2 protein-coding genes and 2 pseudogenes are annotated in these 4,257 nt (G+C 65.8%); 2 read left to right on the top strand and 2 right to left on the bottom strand.

The features are described from left to right. Positions 1–644 (bottom strand): annotated as a pseudogene (locus ROTAS13_RS20275) (type II restriction endonuclease); the annotation flags it as partial. A gap of 550 nt (positions 645–1,194) precedes the next feature. Here ROTAS13_RS20275 and ROTAS13_RS20270 point away from each other — a divergent pair. Continuing rightward, a complete protein-coding gene (locus ROTAS13_RS20270; protein ID WP_073140108.1) occupies positions 1,195–1,596 on the top strand; it encodes a four-helix bundle copper-binding protein in 402 nt (133 codons plus the stop codon). Between the two features lie 234 nt (positions 1,597–1,830). Next, complete coding sequence (locus ROTAS13_RS20265) at positions 1,831–3,348, top strand: calcium-binding protein (protein WP_245870521.1); 1,518 nt, start codon at positions 1,831–1,833, stop codon at positions 3,346–3,348. Positions 3,349–3,651: 303 nt separating this feature from the next. On the opposite strand, the pseudogene ROTAS13_RS27395 reads toward ROTAS13_RS20265, so the two are convergent. Then, positions 3,652–4,257 (bottom strand): annotated as a pseudogene (locus ROTAS13_RS27395) (hypothetical protein); the annotation flags it as partial.

Below are 4,257 nucleotides of genomic sequence, written 5' to 3'. Positions count from 1 at the left end.
CGGGGCGGCGCCGGGTAGCGGCCGCTGCCGAGGTCGAACAGCAGGCCGCCGATGGCACCCAGGTCGTTCGACAGCAGGTTGCGGTGCTTGGCGTTGAGGGCGAGGATTCCTTGCCGCATGGCCAGGTACTCGTCCCACCGGCCCAGCTTCACCTTCGCGCCGGTGAGGGCGTTGTAACCGTTGACAATGGCGGTGTTGAACGGCGGCACGATGGTGGGATGCAGGAAGTAGAGGAGGTTGGCGACCGCCGGACCGAGGCCCTTGATGGCTTTGGCGTCGATCTCCCGTACGGCGGCGATAACCTGCAACTCGGTGTTGCAGCAGACGCAGGTGTCGAGCAGGCGGCCGAAGGCGCGCTGGTTCTCCGGGTTCTCATAGATGTCGGGGATGCGGAGCTTCGGCTTCCAGAGGAAGGCGTGGTCCGCACCCTTGAAGATCTGCCGCTGCTCTGCGACGGAGTGGACCACGGTCTCCAGGGACGATCCGCGGTAGGCGACGCCAAAGGTCCCGGCCTCTATCTCGGTCACAACCTGCTGGATGCCGCGCCTGATAGAGCGGAAGTTCTTGACCCGCTCCTCCCAAAGAAACCAGCTCCGGTAGGTGGCGCCGGGGTCGTCGCGCCAGCGCGTCAGCAAGGGGGTCATCACATCGGGCGAACTCGCCCACGGTCCTCCAGAGTTCAGGAGGGCTGCCGAGACTTGCATTTCTTCGTTCCGAGGCCCGCCGAAACTGGCGGTGTGTTCCCATGCAACGATGATCCAGGCGAAGTCTACTCGCAAGAGGGTCGGCAGTTCCGGCGGTCTGGCGTGGTGCGTGATGGCGACTTGCGCTGCCAGCATCTGGGGTGCACCACGCCATCTCCAAACAGCAGCACCGGCCATCTCGCGGACGAGCGATCTTGCGGTCCCGGCGGACGCTTGAGGGCGGGTAAACACTAGCTCCTCATTTACATCAATTTGTTGCGGCGCGTTGCGCGGGCTGACTTGGAGGCACCGAAATTCCGTTTGAAATCCACTGTTTGCTTAAAGACACCACATCCCTCGATAGCGTCCCGGCCCTTGTGCCGGACCTTCAGCGTCTGGCTGGACCAAACCCTCTCTCCGGATGGGAGTTTTGCGCTGAGCTGTGTGAGGCGGTCCGAACTGCTCGGCTCCGCTTGACTCAGGTTATAGGCCGCATCCAGGAGACAGCCTGATGCATGTACAAGAGATGATAAGCTCGCACCCGCATGTGCAGGGCAGTACCAACGACGTGCTCATCCGGTGCATCGAGGAATGCTACTCGTGCGCGCAAACCTGCACTTCATGTGCCGATGCCTGCCTCGGTGAGAAGATGCTCGAGCAGCTGACGCAGTGCATCCGTCTCAACCTGGACTGCGCCGACGTCTGCGCTTCAACCGGCTCGGTCGCGACACGCCGGACCGGTTCCAATGAGCAAGTGATCAAGCAGATGTTGACCGCTTGCGAGACTGCTTGCCGTCTCTGTGGCGAGGAATGCGAGCGCCACGCCAGCCACCATGAGCACTGCCGGATCTGTGCTGAGGCCTGCCGCCGCTGCACGCAGGCGTGCCAGGAGGCGGCCCGCAGCATCACCTGATGCACGGTGTCCGGCGACCCACGCAGGGTGCGTTGGAAGCTGCAACAGAGTCAGCGGCACGGCCGGGCGCCGAGCGGTGCCGGGGGTGTGTTGTCCTCGCCAGCCGGTGGGCGCCCGAGGGCCACCTTTAAGGAACTGCGCCCGTCGTGAGGCGCGCACTTGAAAGGCCGAGTTTTCGTGCCGGAGGGGAGCCGCGCCCACTCTCCTACGGTGAACGCCTGAGCATGCCTCGTCATGGAGAACACGATGAGCATTGCGGACCTGAACTCTCGCGCCGGTTTCTTCCTGTCCTTCTTGGGAGACTTCGTCGCAGATGCCCAACGTCGTGCAAGCGATGGCCTGAATCTCGACTTCCACAGCGGTGACACCTTCTACGACCTCGCAGTCGGCGGCAGCGCGGACGACCAGATTGATGGCAGCAGCGCCATCAACTTCTCCTGGGGCCTGGGTGGTGCCGACCGCCTGGGCGGCGGTGAAGAAGACGATGTGCTCCATGGGGATGCGGGAGCGGACCTCATCTCGGGGAACTTGGGCGCCGACGAGGTCGAGGGTGGCCCGGGGAACGACGCCCTCTACGGTGGCCTCGGCGCCGACACGGTGCGCGGCGGTCCGGGGAACGACTACCTTGACGAGGGCGAGGGCCACAGCACCGTCGATGGCGAGGGAGGTGACGACACCTTGGTCGGAGGCGGTGGCCCCGACGCCTTCATGGTCGGCCGCACAAGCGGCGACGACGTCATCAAGGACTTCACCGCGGGCCCAGGGATGTTCGACCACCTCGCGATCATGGACGGCCTGCGGTGGGAGGATCTGTCGTTCGCCGACACGGCAGACGGTGTGCGGATCAGCTGGGAGGGCGGTTCCGTCCTGCTGGAGGGTGTAGCCCGGTCCGAACTCGCCCAGGATGACTTCATGTTCGCGGATTCACCGGACCTCCCTCCGGGCCTGCGGGATCCTGCGGGACCAACTGCGGAGCGGGCGACGCCGAGCGTGGCGGGGCCTGAAATCTCCGGCAATGAGGAATCCGGCCGGTTGTTTGACTTCCTGGCAGACACCCTGTTCTCAAACCAGCGGTTGAGTCTCGACTTCGACGAGTACGCGGTGACACGGGGCACGGACCGTGCCGATGAAGTCACCGGGACTGAAATGTCGGACACGGTATCCGGCCTGGGCGGCGACGACAGCGTCTCGGCCCTCGGCGGGGACGACCACATCCAGGGTGACGATGGCAATGACACGCTGGACGGCGGGGACGGCCGGGACCGCGTGGTTGGCGGGGGCGGCGATGACCGGCTGTTGGGCGGGGCCGAATCCGACGAGCTGATGGGAGGCGACGGGGACGACTATCTCGACGAAGGGGCGGCGCACGGCATGCTGGAGGGCGGCATGGGCGATGACACCCTCGTCGGCGGTGCAGGGGCCGATGCCTTCATGGTGTCGCCCGACAGCGGCAATGACGAGGTGCTGGACTTTGTGGCCACAGGGGATGCCCAGGGTGCCTTCGACCACATCGCCTTCATGGGCATCCGAGCGGATGACGTGAGCGTCCAGGATACGGATCGTGGCGCCCTTGTGAGCTGGGACGTTGATGGAGAGGTCGGATCCGACGGATCCATCCTGCTGGTCGATGTTCCCCTTAGCAACTTGCGGCAGAGTGACTTCATGTTTGAGGACGCGCCGCAGTTCGTGGCCGGAGTGAGTGACTTCGGATCCTGGTACATCTTCCCGGACAGCTCAGGCCCCATCGCCTGAGAGCACGCCCCGGCAAACCTCGGGCAGCGCCTTGAGGAAGGCCGGGGCGAACCGGCCCTAGGTCGTTCAGGAACATCTGTCATCCCAGTGAAATATCTTGATGTGGGGCGGCAAAGCGCCCGCAATGTGCACCCCCTATCTTGGCTTTGTCGGCGGGAATCGCTGACCCTGAGCTTCGCGCCCGGGGTGATATTGCGGGCCGTCGAGCGCAGCTGCTCCTCGGCCGCTTTGCTCGCAGCTGCAACCTCCGCTTGGGAGCGCGCCGCCTGTTCGGCCTGCTGGCGCTGTCTCTTGGTCTCGGCATCATCGCAAGCCGCTAGGGTGAGCGCCGTCATCAACAGCGACGCCATGATCCTCAGGCGCATGCATCAGCCCTTTGCTGTGGGATGGCTCAGGAAGCTGCAACGCGAGCAGGACCCGCCCGAAGGGCTGGTCTTGCTCAAGTGTGACCGCACCATCGCGTGCGAGTTCGAGCCCCGCCACAAGGGTGCTGGCCAGCGCTGCCCGGATCCGGATGGGCCGGTCCCTTGCGCTGTCTGGAATCGGCGGCAAGCAGTGCTCCAGCGGCAAGGCTGCCGGGGTCTGCTGGAGCAGCACGGTGATGCGCCTGAGGGCGTCCGGGATGCGCCAGAAGTCGGGCAGCGTGGGCCGGTAGGAGGGTGGCGGTTCGGCCCCCTGCCCTTCCCGCCCCTCCAGCAGGGTGAGCGTCGCCTCCAAGAAGCCGACATAGAGCTCCGCCTGCGGCCGGGCCTGCGGTGGGGTGGCTTGCCCGCGTCCGAACACCCCCTGCCCGAGCTGCGGCCGTGCCGCGAGCCAGGCCGCCGCCGCCCGCATGCGGGCAAGCTCGTCCAGCAGGTCGAGCTTCCGGGTGGCGGCCGCCTCCGCCGCTTCGGCCTCCTGCGCGTTGGC

It is taken from the genome of Roseomonas sp. TAS13, assembly GCF_001950415.1.
GTDB lineage: Bacteria > Pseudomonadota > Alphaproteobacteria > Acetobacterales > Acetobacteraceae > Roseomonas > Roseomonas mucosa.
Note: the sequence above shows the minus strand (reverse complement) of the source record. Positions and strands in the feature narration are given on the sequence as shown.

Excerpts from the sequence above, each read along its gene's own strand:
- ROTAS13_RS20270 (WP_073140108.1), top strand. The coding sequence starts at position 1,195 with ATGCATGTACAAGAGATGATAAGCTCGCACCCGCATGTGCAGGGCAGT.
- ROTAS13_RS20265 (WP_245870521.1), top strand. The coding sequence starts at position 1,831 with ATGGAGAACACGATGAGCATTGCGGACCTGAACTCTCGCGCCGGTTTC.